The organism is Bittarella sp. HCP28S3_D9 (assembly GCF_052065655.1).
Taxonomy (GTDB): Bacteria; Bacillota; Clostridia; order Oscillospirales; family Ruminococcaceae; genus Bittarella; species Bittarella massiliensis.
Map to the genome: position 1 here is coordinate 1 of NZ_JBQHTP010000016.1, position 17,625 is coordinate 17,625.

Genomic DNA, 17,625 nt, shown 5'->3' on the forward strand with positions numbered 1-17,625 from the left:
CCCCCAAAGCGGGGCCCGGGCCTGTGGCCCGGCCCGCTCTTTTCAGCCGTACAAAATTTCAGCGATAAGGGGGGTGGAGACCAGAAACCCCTTGGGGGTCAGCCGGATGACCGGGCCGTCGATGTGCAACAGTCCTGGCTTTTCAAAGGGGCGGGCCCGCTCCAACAGCCCGTCCGGCAGCCCCGCGCGACCGGTGTCCAGCCCGGCGGCGGTGCGCAGCCGCAGCATGGCGTACTCCTCCCAGTCGGGCGTTCCCTCCCGCTGGAGCTGCTCCAGCCCCCCGCCCACAAAGGCCGCCCGGTCGGCCGGGTAGAAAAAGCGGGCGCCCCCCAACAGGGAGTGGGCCGCCGGGCCGATGCCAAGGTACTCCTCCAGGCTCCAGTACTTCTCGTTGTGGCGGCAAGCAAAGCCGGGCAGGGCAAAATTCGACACCTCGTACTGGCCGTAGCCCAGGGTGGAGAGGCGGGCCACACAGCTCTCGTACAGGTCGGCGGCGGTGTCGTCGTCGGGCAGCCGCAGCGCCTCCCCCATCTCCCCAAAGGGGGTGCCGGCCTCCACCTTTAAGATGTAGGCCGAGAGGTGCTGGGGCGCCGCCCGGCGGACAAAGTCCCCCATCCTTTCCAGGCTCTCCTCGCTCTGGCCGGGCAGGCCCAGCATAAAATCCAGCGAGAGGTTGGCAAACCCCACTTCCCGGGCGGCCTCTACACAGGCCATGGCCTCGGCGGCGGTGTGCAGCCGCCCCAGGGCCCGTAGCTCCCCCTCCACCGCCGACTGCACCCCCAGGGAGAGGCGGTTGAACCCCGCTTGGCGCAGGGCTCGCAGCTCCTCCCGCCCCACCGTGCCGGGGTTTACCTCCAGGGAGATCTCCGCCCCGGCGTCCAGCTGGAAACAGCGCCCCAGCTCTGCCAACACCCGCGGCAACTGCTGCCAGAGCAGGCTGGGGGTGCCGCCGCCGAAGTAGACGGTGTCCACCGCCCGCCGGCCCAGCCTCTCCCCCCAGAGGGAGATGTGGCGGCAGAGGGCGTCGGTGTACTCCTCCCATGCGGCCTCCCCGGCAGGGGCCGAGTAGAAGGCGCAGTAGTTGCACTTTCGCCTGCAAAAGGGGATGTGCAGGTACACCCCCAGCGGCCGGTCCTCCATCCTCGCTCCCCCTCTCGCCTCTCTCATCTCTTCTCCGCCCCGCAGTCGCTGCAGACCCTGTCGTGCAGGGAGACGACCCCGCCGCACCCGGGGCACCGCCAGCGGCGCGCCTCCTCTTGCAGCAGGGCGGCCGCCCCCTCCTCTGCCGCCGTCCGGCTGTTTTCAATCAAAGAGACCCGGTAGCGGGCGCGATAACTCCGATCCAGCCGCTTCACCTGCCGGCAGGGAAATAGGGGACAGGCCGCGCAGAGGCGCAGCCCCCGCCCTTCGGCGCAGGCCCGGATGGTGCAGCGGCGGCAGTGGGCGGGCATCCCTTCCCCGCCCTCCCGGCAGCCCCCGCAGGGCTGGGGGGAGAGGCAGTGCTTATAGCAGATCAGGCAGTTTGCCCCACAGGGTGCCAGCATCCCCTCGGGGATGGCAGTGGGCATCTTCATCTCGTTTCTCCCCTTACTGCCTGGGGCCCGCCCAACCAACCAGTGCGGGGCCCCGGGCAGACCACACGGCGCCTTTGGAGTCGCTGTCGAGCTTGAGCACCGCCATAAAGGCCTCCTGCGGGACCTCGACACTGCCCAGCTGGCGCATCCTCTTCTTACCCTCTTTCTGCTTTTCCAGCAGCTTTTTCTTGCGGGTGATGTCGCCGCCGTAGCACTTGGCGAGCACGTCCTTGCGCAGGGCCCGCACTGTCTCCCGGGCGATGATCTTCCCCCCCACCGCCGCCTGGATGGGCACCTCGAACATCTGGCGGGGGATGTGCTCCTTGAGTTTCTCGGTCATCCGCCGGGCGCGGGCATAGGCCTTGTCGGTGTGGACGATAAAGGAGAGGGCGTCCACCACCTCGCCGTTTAAGAGGATGTCCAACTTGACCAGCTTGGAGGGCTGGTAGCCCGACAGCTCGTAGTCCAGCGACGCGTAGCCCCGGGTGCGGGACTTGAGGGTGTCGAAAAAGTCGTAGATGATCTCGTTGAGGGGGAGCTCATAGCGGATGTCCACCCGGTTTTCGTCCACGTACTCCATGTTCTTAAAGACGCCCCGCTTCTCCTGGCACAGCTCCATGATGTTGCCCACGTACTCCGAGGGGGAGAAGATGCTGGCGTTGACAAAGGGCTCGTAGGCCTGGGCGATGGTGGCCGGGTCAGGGTAGTCCATGGGGTTGTCGATGACTTTGGCGGTGCCGTCGGTCAGCTCCACCTTGTAGACCACGCTGGGGGCGGTGGTGACCAGGTCCATATTGAACTCCCGCTCCAGCCGCTCCTGAATGACCTCCATGTGCAAAAGGCCCAAAAAGCCACAGCGAAAGCCAAAGCCCAGGGCGGCCGAGGTCTCCGCCTCAAAGGAGAGGGAGGCGTCGTTGAGCTTGAGCTTTTCCAGTGCGTCGCGCAGGTCGTTGTACTTGGCCCCATCGGCCGGGTAGAGGCCGGAAAAGACCATCGGCTGCACCTGTCGGTAGCCGTGCAGGGGTTCGGCTGCCCCGTTCTCGGCGGTGGTGACGGTGTCGCCCACCTGGGTGTCCTGCACATTTTTGATGCTGGCGGTGAGATAGCCCACCTCCCCGGCGCGCAGCCGGTCGCACTTCTCCATCTGGGTGGCCCGCAGGTAGCCCACCTCCACCACGTCGAACTCGGCGCCGGTGGCCATCATCCGGATGCGCTGGCCGGGGCGCACCTCCCCCTCCTTGACCCGGATGTAGACGATGACCCCCTTGTAGCTGTCGTAGAAGGAGTCGAAGATCAGCGCCTGCAGGGGGGCGCCCTCGTCCCCCTGGGGCGGGGGGATCAGCTTGACGATCTGGCGGAGCACCGCCTCGATGTTGGTCCCCATCTTGGCCGAGACCGCCGGCGCCTCGCTGGCATCGATGCCGATGAAGTTCTCGATCTCCTTCCCCACCCGCTCCACGTCGGCGGAGGGCAGGTCGATCTTGTTGATGACCGGCAGGATCTCCAGGTCGTGCTCCAGGGCCAGGTAGGTGTTGGCCAGGGTCTGGGCCTCGATGCCCTGGGTGGCGTCCACCACCAAAATGGCCCCCTCGCAGGCCGCCAGAGAGCGGGAGACCTCGTAGGTGAAGTCCACGTGCCCCGGAGTGTCGATGAGGTTGAGGGTGTAGACCTGCCCGTCCTCGGCCCGGTAGTCCAGCTTGACCGCCCGGGCCTTGATGGTGATGCCCCGCTCCCGCTCCAAATCCATGTTGTCCAGCAGCTGCTGGCTCATCTCCCGCTGGGCCACCGACTCGGTGGCTTCCAGCAGCCGGTCGGCAAGGGTGGACTTGCCGTGGTCGATGTGGGCGATGATGGAGAAGTTGCGGATGTTGTCGCGATAGCTCATGGATGTCCCCCTGTCCGTCGGCCGACCCCGGCCGACGCGTCAATGTCACTCAAATGACCGCCGCCCCACTTTTGGGTCAAAGGGCGAAGGCGGTGGTCGCAATGCGGTTATTATACCACGGCCGGGGGAGCCCAGGCAACGCCGCGCGGCCTTTTTTGCCAAAAAGGCGCCCCCCGGCAGAGCGGGGGGCGCGCACTCACAGCTGAAAGAGGGCGGCGACGAGCAGCCGCAGCCCCGAGGGGGCGACCTTCCAGAGGAGGGCCGCCCCTTCCTTTATATATGGGACCACGTCGATTTGGGGGATGGACACCGACCCGTGCACCATGCGGTAGGTGTTGAGATAGGCCACCCCCATGGCCAGGGTCACCATCAGCGCCGCCAGGGTGAGAACAAAGGCGGCCGCGTACTTTCTGGTTGCGCTCACAGCAGATGCTCCTTTTTCTTTTTCGTCCGCCCCGGCGCTCACGCCAAGGTCTTGAGGTATTCGGCCATCCCCTTGCCGATGAGCTGGCCCGAGTAGACCGCCTCCCCCAGGCTGTTGCCGTGCCCCCCCACCTCGATGAGGATACAGGCCGGGGCCAGGTCCTGGTTGTAAAAGCGGTAGTCAAAGAGGATGGGGCGCATGAAGTCGTTGTAGCTCTGGGCGAGGCTGGACTGCAAGTTGGCGGCAAAGCGCAGATTTTTTTCATAGTTGGGGATGGGGGTCTTGTCGCTGTTGCAGCCCACGATGAACATCACCTGGGCGGCCTTCTTCCCGTCGACGACAGTGGTGGGCTTGGCCCGGGTGCCGTCGGAATACTGAATGGCGTCCCGGTGCACGTCCAGCACCACCTGGATGCTGGGGTACTTTTTGAGGTAGCTCTGTATGGTCTCCCGGGAGCGGTCGTAGGCCCCGGTGTACTGGGGGTAGTCGTGCTGGGTTTTGTCCTGCACCGTCTTGATGCCGGCGGCGTTGAGCTGGCGGGCGATCTCCTCCCCCACCCGGGTGACGTTCTGGGCGTTGTCGGTGTTGCGGGAGCTGGCGTCCGGGTCGTAGTAGCCCAGGTCGTAGGGCTCGTAGCTCTCGGTGGCGTGGGTGTGGACGATCAGCACCTGGGGCTGGTCGCTGCCCAGCTGGATCTTGGCCCCGGGCCCGGTGCCCAGCAGCTCGGCGATCTGCCCGTCCGAGAGGCTGGTCTTGTTTTTGATGTAGGCCGACTGGTAGTTGACGCCGCTCTGGACCGCCAGGTCCACCGCCTCGGTGGGCATGGCCCCCTCGGGCTTTTGGGCGCCCTCCGGCGGGGTGTCCGCGGGGGCGGTGGTCTGGGGCAGCAGGGCGGAAAAGTCGGTCCAGCTCTCCCCCTTTTCCAGCACCGCGCCGCCCTCGCCGCTCTCCTCCGAGGGGACACCCCCCTCCAGCGACTGGACGATGGCCCGATTTTGGGCGGTCAGCCCCTGCCAGAGGGAGAGGATCTTGCCCAAATTGGCATAGCAGACGGCCAGCACCACCGTGCAGGCCGCCAGCACCATCTTCCACTTTTTCGGTCCCCGCCTTTTGGGAGGAGTTCTTGTCCTACTGCGCGCCATGCTGCACCTCCTACACGTCTGTTGGTACAGTATATGGCGCCCCCTTCACCAGTATGACCGGCCGGGAAACCGCCTATTCGCCCCTAGTCGGTGAGCAGGGCGATGTCCTCGGCCGAGAGGTGGGGTTGCAGCGCCCGGTTGACCGCCAGGGCCAGCACCTTGGAGATGCGGGCGATGATCTGGTCGATCTCCTTGCTGGTGACCATCATCCGGGAGCGCTCCTCCTCGATGTTCTCCTGGGTGTACTCCCGCACCAGGGTGCCCACGTCCACCACCGTCGGCACCCCCATGGCGACGACCGGGATGCCCAGGGTGTTCTGGGAGAGCTCGCTGCGGGCGTTGCCCACCCCCGAGCCGGGCACGATCCCCGCATCCGAGAGCTGTACGGTCCGCCCCAGCCGCTGGGTCGCCTTGGCCGCCAGGGCGTCGATCACCACCAGGGCCGCCGGGGCGGTGTCCCGCACCAGGGCGCGGGCGATCTCCTGCACCTCGACCCCGGTCTGCCCCAACACCCCCGGCGCCAGGGCGGACACCGGCCGAAAGGAGATGCCCATGGCCTTTTCCAGGGCCGGGCCGATGTGCCGCGTCGCCATCACCCCCTCCACCGCGCGGGGACCCACCGCGTCGGGGGTGATGGACGGGTTTCCCAGCCCCAGGACCAGCACGCCCCCCTTCTCGGGCAGGAGGCGCTTCAGGTGCTCCCCCAGCAGCTCTGCCAGGGCGGTGTTCTGCGCGGCGTCGTGGAGGAGGTTTGAAAAGCTGGCGGTGAGGTACTGCCCCACCGGCTTGCCGATGCGCTCGGCCGCCGCCTGGGTGCGGATGCGGGTGGTGGAGAGGGTGATCCCCCCCTCGACGGTCTCCTCCTGCTGCCAGTCGTCGGGGCCGAGGCCGGCGGCCATGTCCAGCCACTCGATGGCCAGGTCGGTGCGAATATCCATCTGCTGATCACTCCTTTTTGGCGGGGACTTGCCCCATACGGCGCGAAATCGAGATTTTTTCAAAAAAATCCTTGCAATCCCGCGGCAAAAATGCTAAGATAACTTGTACGATTCCATGCGAAGGAGGTGCGATTATGCCTAACATCAAGTCAGCTAAGAAGAGAGTCAAAGTCAACGAGGCCAAGAACCTGCGCAACAAGATGATCAAGTCCGCTCTGCGTTCCAGCATCAAGTCTGCCGAGATTGCCTTGGAGAAGAACAGCGAGAACAAAGCGGAGGTCGTTGGCAACGCCATCAAGAAGATCGATATGGCCGTGACCAAGGGCATTCTTCACAAGAACTGCGCTGCCAGGAAAAAATCCAGCCTCGCTCGCAAACTGAACGCCAGCGCGTAATGGTCTCTTTTTAGTGTGTGACGCAAAAGCAGTCCTCTTGGGGGGTCTGCTTTTTTATTGCCCTTTTTTCAAAGCGCCCCGCCCTCGCCCTCTCAAAGAGCGCCGGTCCCCCTCTCCCCCTGTGCAAGGGCGGAGGAAAGGGGGGCCGGCGCTCTCGGCGCAAAATCAGGCCTTGTCCTTGGGCTTGAAGATGAGGGCCACCAACAGGCCGAAGAACATGGCGGCAGTGATCCCCGCCGCCCCGGCCGTCAAGGGGCCGGTGAGCGCTCCCAGCAGGCCCTGGCTGTCCACGGCCTCTTTGGTGCCCTTGACCAGCAGGTTGCCAAAGCCCGACAGGGGGACAGTGGCCCCGGCCCCGGCGAAATCGGCCAGGGGCTGGTAGAGGCCCAGGGCCCCCAGCACCACGCCGGCGACCACAAACCCCACCAGGATGCGGGCGGGAGTCAATTTGGTCTTGTCCACCAAAATCTGGCCGATGACGCAGAGCAGACCGCCGACCACAAAGGCTTTCAGGTACTCCATCCTACTTCCCCCCTTTCCGGGCAGCGGGTTTGCCGGTGGGCTGGTCCCTGTCCGCCGAGATGTGCACCAGGTGGGCGATGCCGGGGACGCTCTCCCCCTGGGCGGAGCTGGTGGTGGAGAGGAGGGCGCCGGTGGCGATGAAGAGGATGTTGTCCAGCTCTCCCCGGGCAAACTTGCCCAGGATGAGGGAGCAGAGGACCGAGGCCGAACAGCCGCAGCCCGAGCCGCCGGCCTTGACGTCCTGGCTCTGCCGGTCGTAGATCAGCAGCCCGCAGTCGTTGTGCACCGGGGCGATGTCGATCTGGTCCAGCGCCAGCAGGTCGTAGAGGATGGAGCTGCCCACCTGCCCCAGGTCGCCGGTCAAAATCAGCTGGTAGTCGGTGGGGGCGGTGCCGGTGTCCTCCAAATAGGTCTTGATGGTGTCGGCCGCCGCGGGGGCCATGGCGGCGCCCATGTTGTTGGCGTCGGTGACCCCCAGGTCGACGATCTTGCCGATGGTCACGTGCCGGACCCGGGGGCCGCTGCCCTGGCCCGGGGCCGCCACCACCACGCAGCCGCCGGCGGTGGCGGTCCACTGGGCAGTGGGGGTGCGCTGGCCGCCGTATTCCAGCGGCAGGCGAAACTGCCGCTCGGCGGTGCAGAAGTGGGACGAGGCCACGGCCGCACAGCGGTCGGCGCAGCCGCTGGCGGCAAAGATGCTGGCCAGCGACAGGCTCTCGGCCATGGTGGAACAGGCCCCGTAGAGGCCAATGAGGGGGATGCCGAACTCCCGCAGACCGAAGCTGGAGGCAATGCACTGGTTGAGCAGGTCCCCGGCAAAGACGTAGTCGATGTCGCTGTTTTGCAGCCCCGCCTTTTCCAGCGCCAGGGCGACCGCCTTTTTCTGGATGGCGCTCTCCGCCTTCTCCCAGGTCTTTTCGCCGAAGCTGGTGTCCCCGGTCACAAAGTCGAACTCCTGTGAGAGGGGGCCCTCCATTTCCCGTTTGCCCGCCACCGACGCCCACTGGATCAGGGCTGGGGCGGATTCCAAGGCCAGGGTCCTCTGGCCGATTTTTTTGATCATCTTATCTCCTCCAAACGCATCAGGCAACCAGGCCCATCAGGTAGTAGATCACTCCGTAGATCACCGCCGCCGAGACCCCGTAGACGATGACCGGCCCCGAGATGACAAAGAGCTTGGCCCCCAGGCCCAGCACCATCCCCTCGCTCTTGAACTCCAGGGCGGGGCTGACCACGGCGTTGGCAAAGCCGGTGATGGGCACCAGGGTGCCGGCGCCGGCGCGGTTGGCGATCTTGTCGTAGAGGCTAAGGCCGGTGAGCAGGGCACTCAAAAAGACCAGGCTCACCGAGGTGAGGGTGGCGGCGGTGAGCTTGTCCGCCCCCCAGTACCCGTAGAGGCCGATGAGCGCCTGGCCCAGGGTGCAGATGGCCCCGCCCACCACAAACGCCCAGACGCAGTCTTTGAAGAGGCTGCTGTTGGGCGAATATTTTTTGACCATTTTATCGTATTCCATATTGGACAGTTGCATTTGGCATTCCTCCCTTTGCGATAGTGTTTCTTGCCGCTTGGAGATTTATGCCGCTTGTTTTTGTGGCAAAATATGCTACAATGTAACAATAGCAGCGGGCAAGCAAGCCCGCCGTGCCGCCGGCAAGGCGGCTCTCTGGATGTCTTACAAGGGGGAAACGGGTTCCATGAAAAAATACCTTCGCGCCCGCCTGGGCCGATTCGCCGCCATCGCGGCGGTTGCACTCTGCGCCCTGGGGCTGCTCACCGGCTGCGGCGACACCTATTACGACTACGACGGCAGCGGCTACTTCACCAGCGCCGACGGCTATATGCGCGTGGCCTATCAGGAGCACTTTCAGCAGCTCTCCAGCGTGGACAAAAACGCCATCGGCCTGGACTGGGTCGACGAAAAGGTCAATCTGCAGATCGTCCGCTACCGCAAGGACGACGAGATGTTCACCGAGCGCAGCGTCAAGACTCTGGACCAGTTCATCGAGCTGTACTACGCCAACGGGCTGGAATACCTGCACAAGTATTCGACCTTCGGCGACCTGCAGGAGTTCACCTTTGAACATTTTGACGCCGCCAAAGGCTATGACGTCGACACCGAAAAGGACGGCAAAAAGGTGGCCAGCCGCATCTACTATTTAGAGGATGCAAAAAACTTCTACGTCCTCTACCTCAATGGCGACCCCGAGCACTACAGGGCGCACTTCGAGGTGCTCGACGCCATCTGCCACACCCTGGAAGTGGTTCCCCGCGACCAGGTGAAATAGCGAACCGGCGCCCATTCCGCCCCTCTTCTCTGCAAGAGGGGCGGTTTTTTGCGCGCATTTTTGAGCGGGCGGCGGGCGCGAAACAACCCGCGGCGGGCGCATATCTCACCAGTTGGCTGTCAAGACTACTGTCGGAGGTGAAAAACATGCAAAACCCACGCTACAACCAGCCCCGCCTGAAAAAATGGCTTCGGGGCAAGGGGTTCTACGTCGCTCTGGCGGTCTGTCTGCTGGGGGCCGGGCTGGCCTCCTGGGCGCTGATTCAAAACGCCGTTCAGAGCGGCGACCCCCAAAGTCAAATCAACCAGGAGGTGCCCTCATGGGACTCATCCGATACAGAGGTGGTGGAAAAGCCGGTGACCTCTCAACCCAAGTCGTCCTCCGCCGCGTCGAACTCGCAAAGTACCTCGTCCTCGCAGGGGCAGGGATCCTCTTCTTCGCCCGCTTCTGCCGGGCAGCAAAGCGAACCCGCGTCGCAGCAGACTGCGTCCAGTGGGGTCTTTGTCTCGCCCATCTCTGGCGAGACCGTTAACCCCTTTTCTGACGGCAAGGTGATCAAGGACCAGACCCTGGGCGACTGGCGCACCCACAACGGCATCGACATCAAGGCCGAGGCCGGGGCCCAGGTCAAAGCCTGCCAAAACGGCAAGGTGACCTCGGTGCGGGACGACGACATCTGGGGCACCGTGGTGGAGATCCAGTTTGAGGGCGGCGCCACCGGCATCTACAAGTCCCTGTCCCAAAAGGTCACCGTCAAAGAGGGGCAGACCCTCAAGAGCGGCGACGTCATCGGCACGGTGGCCCAGTCCATCCCCGGGGAGAGCAAGCTCGGCACCCACCTGCACTTTGAGCTCAAAAAAGACGGCGCTTACGTGGACCCCGCAGCTTATTTCTCCAAATAACTCCGGCTGTCCCCCCGCTATTTTTTGTGCACAGAAAACAGCGAATCATACTGCCCTTTTTAAAAAGAGAGGCCTGTCAGCTGACAGGCCTCTCTTTTTTGTCGCAGTGTGGAGGGAGGGGGGTCACTCCTCCTCTTCCTTTAGCACCTGGTATTTGTGTCGGGTGGCAAGGCCCCCCCGGATATGCCGCTCCTGCTTGTTGATCTCCAACACCTTTTTGACCTCTCGACAGAGGGCGGGGTTGAGCTTTTTCAACCGGTCGGACACATCCTTGTGCACCGTGGACTTGCTCACCCCAAAGGCCTTGGCCGCATGCCGCACCGTCGTCTTGTTCTCCACAATAAAGTTGCCCAGCGAGATGGCCCGCTCTTCCACATTCCCCTTCACGCACTCACCCTCTCACGGCTCTCGTTGGCCGTCGCGTCAATATTGGTACATCTCTATGCCCAGAGGGATACAATCATTCCCGAAGCCGCCGGATTCTCCCATTTGACGAAAAAAAGCCTTTACGGTATAATATTAAAAGAAAAGATCGTATGCGTTTTCGTTCAAAAAAAAGCACCCTTTAATCGGCACAAAAAAAGCCAGTTTGGCCAAAAACCGAGTGGCTTTTTGTGCCTTTTTTACAGAACTTTTTTGCGAACGAAAAACCATAATTTGTAAATCAGTTTAGCTTTTATTTTGTTGGGGGTTTTCATATGGACAACACTGAAAATCTCGCGCAGGGGACCGATTCGCAGAGGCTCTCGCCCGCGCCTGCGTTTTCGGCTGCACGATCCCCTCGCCTCACCCCCACTCAGCGCGTGTATGCGGCATTCAAGCGCCTGTTGGACATCCTCCTCTCAGCTGTGGCCCTGATCCTCCTTTGTCCGCTGCTGCTTCTCACCGCACTGGCGGTCAGGCTCGACTCCAGGGGACCCGCCATCTTCCGCCAGAAGCGGGTGGGAAAGGACGGGAAGGTCTTTTGCGTCTACAAATTCCGCTCCATGAGCACCGAAGCGCCCAAAAATGTGGCCACGGCAGAGCTGAAAAATGCCACCGAGTACATCACCCGGGTGGGCAAGGTGCTGCGGCGCACCAGTCTTGACGAGCTGCCCCAGCTGTGGAACGTGCTGCGGGGCGACATGAGTTTGGTCGGCCCCCGCCCCCTGGTGGTGACCGAGTCCTACACCCATCAACTGCGCCACAGCTTCGGGGTCTACCAGCTGCGCCCGGGGATCACCGGCCTTGCCCAGACCAACGGCCGCGACCTGGTGGACGACGACAAAAAGGTGGCCATGGACTGTGAGTACCTGCGCCACTTCTCCCTCTGGCAGGACTTAAAGATCCTCTTTATGACCGTCTATGTGGTTTTCACCCGCAAAAACTACGCCGAGGGGGACGAGGTATCCGCCCCCACCACCGCTGTCCCCGCACAGGAGGAGTCTGTCTCCCAGAAACGGGTCTCTTGATTCGTTTGCCGCTTTGGCGAAAAATGTCGAATGAGCTTTCATTGACTTGTCCAATTTGTCACATGTTTTATAAAAAATTGAACAAATTTGCAAATCCCCTTGAATCGTTCATATCTGCGTAGTATTATGTAGAAACTGAACGATTTAGGGGGATTTTATTTTGCGTTTGCTTAAACGAGTGGGTATTTTGTGCTGTGCGCTCTCCCTCTGTCTACTTCCGCTGACAGGGTGTGGGCGTTCAAATACATCTCCAAAATCAGGTGTTGTCATCTACTCCTCTATGGAGGATTACCGCAACATCGAGTTGGAAAAACAGCTCAAAGAGAAGTTCCCCGACTTAAAGGTCACTGTGCAGCAGATCGCGACCGGGAACAGCGCCGCCAAAATCAAGGCGGAGGGCACCAACACCGAGGCCGACATCGTCCTGGGGATGGAGACCGCCTCGATCGAGCAGATCTGTGACTCCCTGGCGGACTTGAGCACCATTGACGTCTCCACCGACCGGTACCTGCCCGGGGTCAATGGCGCCGACTCCCGCTACCTCATCTGGGAAAAATTCGAGGGTGCCTTTATTGTCAACACCGATGTTTTGGCGGAAAAGGGACTTCCCGAACCCCACAGCTATGAAGACCTCTGCAACCCCATCTACAAAAATCAGATCATCATGCCCAATCCCAAAACCTCCAGCACCGGCTATATGTTCTTAAATCAGTGGTACAACGATATGGGACCCCAAGAAGCCATGTCCTATGTGGGCCGGATGCAGGTCAATATTCGCCAATTTACCCAATCGGGGTCAGGGCCCATCAAGGTGCTCAATCAGGGAGAGGCCGCCATCGGCCTGGGCATGGTCTTCCAGGCAGCCGAACAGATCACCAAGGGGGCGCCCTTAAAAATCATCGCCCCCGCAGAGGGAACGCCCTACAACACCACCAGTTTCGGCATCATCAAGGGGCGCGAGACAAATCCCGACGTACAGGCGGTCTTCCGCTTTCTCAACGAGGAATTTTCTCCCTATGACAAGGCCTATTTCAGTCCCGGCAAGATCCTCAAAGACCAGGAGCTGAAACTGCCCAACTACCCCGCCGACCTCCCCTCCGGCAACATGTCCACCATCGCCGACTCGGCCCTCAAGATGGAGCTGCTGGACGGGTGGTATTACTCGTAAACAAAGAGAAGAAAAAGAGGAATTGCTATGGGAACCAAACTGTCCATCGAACACCTGTCCAAGTCATTCGGCGGCAAGCCGGTGCTGGAAGACGTCAGCTTCGCCGTCAACGACGGCGAGTTTCTCTCCATCCTAGGGGCCTCTGGCTGCGGAAAGACCACCCTGCTGCGCATCCTCATCGGCATCGAGGGATTTGACGGGGGAAGCATCTACAAGGACGGAAGGGATATCTCTTCGGCCCACCCGTCCGATCGGGGGATGGGGATTGTCTTCCAAAACTATGCCCTATTCCCCAACATGACCGTCCTGCAAAATGTCATGTACGCCCTGAAATTCGACCCAGCCAGACGGGAACAGGCCCGCGACATTGCCCTGGACATCATCGAGAAGGTGGGCCTCAGCGAACAGCTGAACAAAAAGCCGCACAAGCTCTCGGGCGGGCAGCAGCAGCGGGTGGCCATCGCCCGCACCCTGGCCCTCAGCCCCGACATCGTCCTCTTCGACGAGCCCATGTCGGCCCTGGACGCCGCCAACCGCCTCACCCTGCGGCGGGAGATCAAAGACATTCAAGCCAAATTCGGGATCACCATGATCTACGTCACCCACGACCAGGAGGAGGCCTTCTCCATGTCCGACCGCATCATGGTGATGGAGGGCGGCAAAATCCTGCAGCTGGACACCCCGAAAGAGGTCTACCACCACCCCGCCAACGATTTTGTTCACAGCTTTGTGACCGTCCACCTGGAGGAGAAGATCCGCTCCATCCAGGAGAGCGCCGGGGTGTAGGGATATGGCAAAAAGTCGCATGTTTTCCAAATCCGTCAAATTCCTTCTGATTGCTTTTTTCGCCATCACCGTCTTTCTCCCCCTGGCCGCCATGTTCAGCAAGGTCAAGCTCAGCGCCATCGGCGGCATCCTCAAAAATCCTCAGTTTGGAAAGACCGTCCTCAACTCCCTGTCGGTCACCCTGGCGGCCACCGTTCTTTCGGTGCTGATCGCCTATCTGCTGGCCCTGGCGGTCAACCGCAGCCGCATCCCCTGCAAACGGCTCATCACCGTTTTGGCCACCCTGCCCATGCTCATCCCCTCCATCTCCCACGGCCTGGGGCTCACCAACCTCTTTGGCTACAATGGCCTCTTCACCAAGCTGTTGGGGGTGGAGAGCGGCCTCTACGGGTTCACCGGCATCCTTCTGGGGTCCATCCTCTACTCCTTCCCTGTGGCCTTTTTGATGCTTTCGGACGCCATGAAATACGTGGACGCCACCCCTTATGAGGCGGCAGAGGTGCTGGGTGTCCCCCCTGTCAACCGCTTCTTCACCGTCACCATGTACTACATGAAACGCCCCCTCGTCTCCGCCGTCTTTGCGGTCTTCACCATGGTCTTTACCGACTACGGCGTCCCCCTGGCGGTGGGCGGCCGCTTCATGACCCTGCCGGTCTACCTCTACACCGAGGTCATCGGCCTGCTCAACTTCTCCAAGGGCGCCTTTATCGGCTTTATCCTCCTCCTACCCGCAGTCATCACCTTTTTGCTGGATCTGCGCAAGAAGGAGAGCGAGGGGCTGGGGTTTGCCACCAAGCGGCTGCACGTCAAGAAAAACCGGTTGCGGGATACCCTTTTGGGGGTCTTCTGCATTCTGGTCATTGGCTTTGTGCTGCTGGTCATCGGCTCGTTCGCCGTCATGACTGTTCTCACCAAATACCCCTATGACTTGACCTTCACCTGGTCGCACGTCCAGACGGTCTTTTCCCGGGGAATGGGGGGTTACTTCCGCAACTCCCTCATCATCTCCCTGCTGGTGGCAGCCATCGGCACGGTGGTGGGCTACGTCACCGCCTACACCACCGCCCGCACCAAAAACGCCCTCGTCTCCAAGGTGCTCCACTTGACCGCCATCGCCTCCCTGGCCATTCCCGGCATCGTCTTGGGTCTGGGATATGTCATCTGCTTCAGCAACAGCTTTTTAAAGGGTACCCTGCTCATTTTGGTGTTTGTCAACATCATCCACTTCTTCTCTTCCCCCTATATGATGGCCCACAACGCCATGAAAAAGCTCAACCCCAACTTTGAGGACGTGGGCAAAACCCTGGGGATCGGTCGGGTGCGGCTGCTCTGGAACGTCTTTGTCCCCTGCACTCTGGACACCATCGCCGAGATGTTCGGCTACTTCTTTGTCAACTCGATGATCACCATCTCCGCCGTGGCCTTCCTGTACAGCTCCCAGACCATGCCCCTCTCCCTGATGATCAACCAGATGGAGAGCAGCATGATGTTTGAGGCCGCCGCCTTTATCTCCCTGGTCATCCTCCTGTCGAATGTTGTTGCAAAAGGGGTCATCTCTCTGGTAAAATCGTACTGCAAGCGCCAATACGCCAAGTAAAGAATAAAGGAACGCTGTTCATGAACATCAAAAAAAACGAGTTTGAAATCCTCTCCTACATCGAGCGGGAGGGGGGTAAAAAGCTGCCCCAGCGAAAAATCGCAGACGACACTATGCTCTCCCTGGGGATGGTCAACAAATCCCTGGCCGAGCTGGGGGAGATGGGCCTGATCCGCCAGACCGATAAAAAGGAGCTGCAGATCACCAAACTGGGGATGGAGGCGCTGGAGCCCTACCGGGTCAAGCGCGCCGTCATCATCGCCGCCGGCTTTGGCTCGCGGATGGTCCCCATCACCCTCAACACCCCCAAACCCCTGGTCCGTGTTCACGGGAAGATGATCATTGAAACCCTTCTGGACGCCATTGTCGAGGCGGGCATCCCCGAAATCGTGGTGGTGAGAGGCTATCTGTGGGAGCAATTTGACAGCCTTCTTCACAAATACCCCCAGATCCGCTTTGTCTACAACCCCCTCTTCAACGAGTCCAACAACATCTCCTCGGCCTACCTGGCCAAAGACCTGCTGCAAAACGCCTATGTCTGCGAGGCCGACCTGCTGCTGAGCAACCCCCGGCTGATCCGCAAGTACGAGTACTCCTCCAACTACCTGGGGATGTTCAAGGAGTACACCGACGACTGGTGCTTTGAAGTCAAGCGGGGCAAGATCCGCCAGCTGATGGTGGGGGGCCGCAACTGCTACCACATGTACGGCATCTCCTACTGGGACCAAAAAGACGGCGCCCAGCTCTGCCACGACCTGGAAGAGACCTTTCAGATGCCCGGCGGCAAGGAGAAATACTGGGATGAGGTCGCCCTGCGCGTCTTCTCCAAAAACTACGCGGTCGACGTCCGCCCCTGCTTTGAAGGGGACATCGTCGAAATCGACACCTTCAACGAGCTCAAGCAAATCGACCCGGTCTACAACATGTAACCCTACCTGCAAAAGCCCCCGGCAGACAGCTGTCTGCCGGGGGCTTTTTCGTTCACGCTCACATGTAATAGAGATTTTCCGAGGGGAACTCGGGGTCGCTGGTCACGTCCATCCCCAACTTCTTGTAGACCTGTTCATCGCTCTGGCTCAAGATGGCGGTGGTGTGGGCCTGGCACCCCTGCAGGAGGGAGAGCTTGTCCAGCGCCGCCTGGGCCACCGGGTTGGTGGCGGCGCAGACGCTCAGGGCCATGAGGATCTCCTCGCAGCTGAGGGCGGTGCGCCGGCTGTGCAGGGTCCCCCTCTTGAGGTTGATGATGGGCTGCAGGATCATGGGGGAGAGGAGGTGGATCTCGTCTGCCAGATGGGCCAGGTACTTGATGGCGTTGAGGACGGCCGCCGCCGACCCGCTCATCATCTCGCTGGACTTGCCGGTGATGATCTTGCCGTCAGCCAGTTCGATGGCGGCCACCGAGCAGCTCTCCCCCTCGGGCAGATCGGCATTTTTCAGGGCCCCGTACTTGCGGGCCCCCACCACTACCGTGCGGTCCTCCGGCTTGAGGTTGGCCGCCTTCATGATGGCGTCCATCCGGTGGAAGGTCTCCTGATCGAGGGTCCCCTTCTTGTACTCGCAGGCGGTCTTGAAGTAGCGGCGGATGATCTCCTGACGGGAGGCCTCCTTCACCACCTCGTCGTCGGTGATGCCAAAGCCCACCCGGTTGACCCCCATGTCAGTGGGGGAGCGGTAGAGCTGGCTGCCGGTGATCTTTTCGATGATCCGGCTGATGACCGGGAACATCTCCATATCCCGGTTGTAGTTGACCGCCAGCACGCCGTAGGCGTCGTAGTGGAAGGAGTCGATCATGTTGACGTCCTTCAAATCCACAGTGGCGGCCTCGTAGGCCACGTTGAGGGGGTGTTTCAGGGGGACGTTCCAGACGGGGAAGGTCTCGAATTTGGAGTAGCTGGCGGGCTGCCCCCGGCGGTAGTCGTGGTAAAGCTGGGAGAGACAGGTGGCCAGCTTGCCGCTGCCCGGCCCGGGGCCGGTGACCACCACAATGGGCTTTTGGGTCTCGATATAGGGGTTGGCGCCGTACCCCTCGTCGCTGACGATGGTGTCCACATCGGTGGGGTAGCCCTTGGTGGCCCGGTGGATATAGGTCTTGATCCCCCGACGGTTGAGCTTGTTCATGAACTGGGTGGCCGCAGGCTGCTGCTCGTAGCGGGTGATGACCACGCTGTTGATGTCCAGCTGGTAGGAGCGCAGGTCGTCGATGAGGCGGAACACCTCCATGTCGTAGGTGATGTTGAAATCCGCCCGCACCTTGTTGCGCTCGATGTCGCCGGCGTAGACGCAGATGACCACCTCTACCTGGTCCTTCATCTTCTCCAGCAGCTTCAGCTTGGCGTTGGGGTCGTACCCCGGCAGCACCCGCTTGGCGTGCATGTCCTCCATCAACTTGCCGCCGAACTCCAAATAGAGTTTCTCACAGCTGTTGACCCGCTCCAAAATGAATTCTGACTGTTCCCGCAGGTATTTCTCGTGGTCAAACCCCTGTTTCATAGCCCGTCTCCCCTCCATCATTTTTGCAATCACGTTGTCTATTCTATCATCGGCCCACACAAAAG

General features: G+C 61.4%; 19 protein-coding genes. 8 read left to right on the top strand and 11 right to left on the bottom strand.

The genetic code is table 11. The features are described from left to right. Positions 1 to 42: 42 nt before the first annotated feature. From hemW to gpr, 6 genes are all read right to left on the bottom strand, one after another. The gene (gene hemW, locus ACTNAU_RS09175) at positions 43 to 1,140 is read right to left on the bottom strand and encodes a radical SAM family heme chaperone HemW (RefSeq protein ID WP_441098231.1); all 1,098 of its coding nucleotides are present in this window, start codon (positions 1,138 to 1,140) and stop codon (positions 43 to 45) included. Positions 1,141 to 1,163: 23 nt separating this feature from the next. Further along, on the bottom strand, positions 1,164 to 1,574 hold the full coding sequence (locus ACTNAU_RS09180; protein ID WP_441098232.1) for a DUF3795 domain-containing protein: 411 nt from the start codon (positions 1,572 to 1,574) through the stop codon (positions 1,164 to 1,166). Positions 1,575 to 1,587: 13 nt separating this feature from the next. Next, positions 1,588 to 3,459, bottom strand: coding sequence for a translation elongation factor 4 (gene lepA, locus ACTNAU_RS09185; RefSeq protein WP_441098233.1), 1,872 nt, complete (start codon positions 3,457 to 3,459; stop codon positions 1,588 to 1,590). 196 nt (positions 3,460 to 3,655) lie between these two features. Then, positions 3,656 to 3,883: a hypothetical protein gene (locus ACTNAU_RS09190; RefSeq protein WP_441098234.1), complete on the bottom strand. Its 228-nt coding sequence runs from the start codon at positions 3,881 to 3,883 to the stop codon at positions 3,656 to 3,658. 38 nt (positions 3,884 to 3,921) lie between these two features. Continuing rightward, the gene (spoIIP, locus tag ACTNAU_RS09195) at positions 3,922 to 5,025 is read right to left on the bottom strand and encodes a stage II sporulation protein P (RefSeq protein WP_441098235.1); all 1,104 of its coding nucleotides are present in this window, start codon (positions 5,023 to 5,025) and stop codon (positions 3,922 to 3,924) included. An 83-nt stretch (positions 5,026 to 5,108) separates the two neighbouring features. Further along, positions 5,109 to 5,963, bottom strand: coding sequence for a GPR endopeptidase (gpr, locus tag ACTNAU_RS09200; protein WP_059004525.1), 855 nt, complete (start codon positions 5,961 to 5,963; stop codon positions 5,109 to 5,111). Between the two features lie 134 nt (positions 5,964 to 6,097). Here gpr and rpsT point away from each other — a divergent pair, with 134 nt between their 5' ends. Continuing rightward, positions 6,098 to 6,358 carry a 30S ribosomal protein S20 gene (rpsT, locus tag ACTNAU_RS09205; protein WP_021659505.1) on the top strand — a complete coding sequence of 87 codons (261 nt, stop codon included), beginning with the start codon at positions 6,098 to 6,100 and terminating at the stop codon, positions 6,356 to 6,358. Between the two features lie 165 nt (positions 6,359 to 6,523). Here the strand turns inward: rpsT and spoVAE are convergent, their stop codons facing one another. The 3 genes from spoVAE to spoVAC are packed head-to-tail and all read right to left on the bottom strand — an operon-like array spanning position 6,524 to position 8,409. Beyond that, positions 6,524 to 6,880, bottom strand: coding sequence for a stage V sporulation protein AE (spoVAE, locus tag ACTNAU_RS09210; RefSeq protein ID WP_185915968.1), 357 nt, complete (start codon positions 6,878 to 6,880; stop codon positions 6,524 to 6,526). A gap of 1 nt (position 6,881) precedes the next feature. Then, entirely contained in the window at positions 6,882 to 7,943 is a 1,062-nt protein-coding gene (spoVAD, locus tag ACTNAU_RS09215) for a stage V sporulation protein AD (RefSeq protein ID WP_256136158.1), read from the bottom strand. 19 nt (positions 7,944 to 7,962) lie between these two features. Further along, entirely contained in the window at positions 7,963 to 8,409 is a 447-nt protein-coding gene (gene spoVAC, locus ACTNAU_RS09220; RefSeq protein ID WP_185915970.1) for a stage V sporulation protein AC, read from the bottom strand. A 166-nt stretch (positions 8,410 to 8,575) separates the two neighbouring features. On the opposite strand from spoVAC, the gene ACTNAU_RS09225 reads away from it, so the two are divergent. Further along, positions 8,576 to 9,166, top strand: coding sequence for a hypothetical protein (locus ACTNAU_RS09225; RefSeq protein WP_441098236.1), 591 nt, complete (start codon positions 8,576 to 8,578; stop codon positions 9,164 to 9,166). A gap of 146 nt (positions 9,167 to 9,312) precedes the next feature. Further along, positions 9,313 to 10,068, top strand: a complete 756-nt coding sequence (locus ACTNAU_RS09230) for a M23 family metallopeptidase (protein WP_185915972.1) — start codon at positions 9,313 to 9,315, stop codon at positions 10,066 to 10,068. Between the two features lie 123 nt (positions 10,069 to 10,191). Here ACTNAU_RS09230 and spoIIID read toward each other — a convergent pair whose 3' ends face one another. Beyond that, positions 10,192 to 10,455 carry a sporulation transcriptional regulator SpoIIID gene (gene spoIIID / locus ACTNAU_RS09235; protein ID WP_185915973.1) on the bottom strand — a complete coding sequence of 88 codons (264 nt, stop codon included), beginning with the start codon at positions 10,453 to 10,455 and terminating at the stop codon, positions 10,192 to 10,194. A gap of 416 nt (positions 10,456 to 10,871) precedes the next feature. Here spoIIID and ACTNAU_RS09240 point away from each other — a divergent pair, with 416 nt between their 5' ends. From ACTNAU_RS09240 to ACTNAU_RS09260, 5 genes are all read left to right on the top strand, one after another. Next, positions 10,872 to 11,519: a sugar transferase gene (locus ACTNAU_RS09240; protein ID WP_441098238.1), complete on the top strand. Its 648-nt coding sequence runs from the start codon at positions 10,872 to 10,874 to the stop codon at positions 11,517 to 11,519. A 280-nt stretch (positions 11,520 to 11,799) separates the two neighbouring features. After that, entirely contained in the window at positions 11,800 to 12,687 is an 888-nt protein-coding gene (locus ACTNAU_RS09245) for an extracellular solute-binding protein (protein ID WP_441098239.1), read from the top strand. Between the two features lie 27 nt (positions 12,688 to 12,714). Next, the gene (locus ACTNAU_RS09250) at positions 12,715 to 13,473 is read left to right on the top strand and encodes an ABC transporter ATP-binding protein (RefSeq protein WP_185915976.1); all 759 of its coding nucleotides are present in this window, start codon (positions 12,715 to 12,717) and stop codon (positions 13,471 to 13,473) included. Positions 13,474 to 13,477: 4 nt separating this feature from the next. Then, positions 13,478 to 15,070 carry an ABC transporter permease subunit gene (locus ACTNAU_RS09255; RefSeq protein ID WP_185915977.1) on the top strand — a complete coding sequence of 531 codons (1,593 nt, stop codon included), beginning with the start codon at positions 13,478 to 13,480 and terminating at the stop codon, positions 15,068 to 15,070. 20 nt (positions 15,071 to 15,090) lie between these two features. Beyond that, a complete protein-coding gene (locus tag ACTNAU_RS09260) occupies positions 15,091 to 15,999 on the top strand; it encodes an NTP transferase domain-containing protein (RefSeq protein WP_185915978.1) in 909 nt (302 codons plus the stop codon). 58 nt (positions 16,000 to 16,057) lie between these two features. Here the strand turns inward: ACTNAU_RS09260 and ACTNAU_RS09265 are convergent, their stop codons facing one another. Beyond that, the gene (locus tag ACTNAU_RS09265) at positions 16,058 to 17,560 is read right to left on the bottom strand and encodes a DUF1846 domain-containing protein (RefSeq protein WP_185915979.1); all 1,503 of its coding nucleotides are present in this window, start codon (positions 17,558 to 17,560) and stop codon (positions 16,058 to 16,060) included. Between the last annotated feature and the right edge of the window lie 65 nt (positions 17,561 to 17,625).

Bases quoted from the DNA above. Each gene is read 5' to 3' on its own strand.
- ACTNAU_RS09180 (WP_441098232.1), bottom strand. From the start codon at position 1,574: ATGAAGATGCCCACTGCCATCCCCGAGGGGATGCTGGCACCCTGTGGG.
- spoIIP (WP_441098235.1), bottom strand. From the start codon at position 5,025: ATGGCGCGCAGTAGGACAAGAACTCCTCCCAAAAGGCGGGGACCGAAA.
- gpr (WP_059004525.1), bottom strand. From the start codon at position 5,963: ATGGATATTCGCACCGACCTGGCCATCGAGTGGCTGGACATGGCCGCC.
- ACTNAU_RS09225 (WP_441098236.1), top strand. From the start codon at position 8,576: ATGAAAAAATACCTTCGCGCCCGCCTGGGCCGATTCGCCGCCATCGCG.
- hemW (WP_441098231.1), bottom strand. From the start codon at position 1,140: ATGGAGGACCGGCCGCTGGGGGTGTACCTGCACATCCCCTTTTGCAGG.
- ACTNAU_RS09250 (WP_185915976.1), top strand. From the start codon at position 12,715: ATGGGAACCAAACTGTCCATCGAACACCTGTCCAAGTCATTCGGCGGC.
- rpsT (WP_021659505.1), top strand. From the start codon at position 6,098: ATGCCTAACATCAAGTCAGCTAAGAAGAGAGTCAAAGTCAACGAGGCC.
- lepA (WP_441098233.1), bottom strand. From the start codon at position 3,459: ATGAGCTATCGCGACAACATCCGCAACTTCTCCATCATCGCCCACATC.
- ACTNAU_RS09245 (WP_441098239.1), top strand. From the start codon at position 11,800: ATGGAGGATTACCGCAACATCGAGTTGGAAAAACAGCTCAAAGAGAAG.
- ACTNAU_RS09255 (WP_185915977.1), top strand. From the start codon at position 13,478: ATGGCAAAAAGTCGCATGTTTTCCAAATCCGTCAAATTCCTTCTGATT.
- ACTNAU_RS09265 (WP_185915979.1), bottom strand. From the start codon at position 17,560: ATGAAACAGGGGTTTGACCACGAGAAATACCTGCGGGAACAGTCAGAA.
- ACTNAU_RS09260 (WP_185915978.1), top strand. From the start codon at position 15,091: ATGAACATCAAAAAAAACGAGTTTGAAATCCTCTCCTACATCGAGCGG.
- spoVAE (WP_185915968.1), bottom strand. From the start codon at position 6,880: ATGGAGTACCTGAAAGCCTTTGTGGTCGGCGGTCTGCTCTGCGTCATC.
- spoVAD (WP_256136158.1), bottom strand. From the start codon at position 7,943: ATGATCAAAAAAATCGGCCAGAGGACCCTGGCCTTGGAATCCGCCCCA.
- ACTNAU_RS09230 (WP_185915972.1), top strand. From the start codon at position 9,313: ATGCAAAACCCACGCTACAACCAGCCCCGCCTGAAAAAATGGCTTCGG.
- spoVAC (WP_185915970.1), bottom strand. From the start codon at position 8,409: ATGCAACTGTCCAATATGGAATACGATAAAATGGTCAAAAAATATTCG.